Source organism: Marinifilum sp. JC120 (genome assembly GCA_004923195.1).
Taxonomy (GTDB): domain Bacteria; phylum Desulfobacterota; class Desulfovibrionia; order Desulfovibrionales; family Desulfovibrionaceae; genus Maridesulfovibrio.
On record RDSB01000197.1, the window covers coordinates 1 to 451 of the forward strand.

The 451-nt window shown below is 43.0% G+C and carries 1 protein-coding gene; it reads left to right on the forward strand.

What is annotated here, in order from left to right:
• On the forward strand, window positions 1-451 hold a 451-nt coding region (locus D0S45_20870; GenBank protein TIH04807.1), incomplete at both ends, for an RNA-directed DNA polymerase.

Here is a 451-nt window from a genome sequence, read left to right on the forward strand (position 1 = left end):
CAACGATTGGCGTCCAACTGGTGACTATCGGCGATTGAACGCGAAAACCATTCCCGATCGTTACCCGTTGCCTCACATTCACGATTTGACAGCTACCTTGAAAGGTACAACTGTCTTTTCGAAATTCGACTTGGTTAAAGCGTATAACCAAATACCTATGGCTACTGACGACATTCCGAAAACAGCTATCATAACTCCATTCGGACTCTTTGAATTTTTGCGAATGCCTTTCGGTCTAAGGAACGCTGCTCAAACATTCCAAAGATTCATAGACGACGTTTTTCGAGGTCTCAACTTCGTACATGCGTATGTTGACGACTGTCTAATCGCAAGTCCGGACAGAGAAACACATCTCAAGCATCTGGATCTTGTTTTCGAACGACTACAAAAACATGGCAATACTGTAAACGTTCAGAAATGCCAAATTGAAACCGACTCATTAGACTTTCTG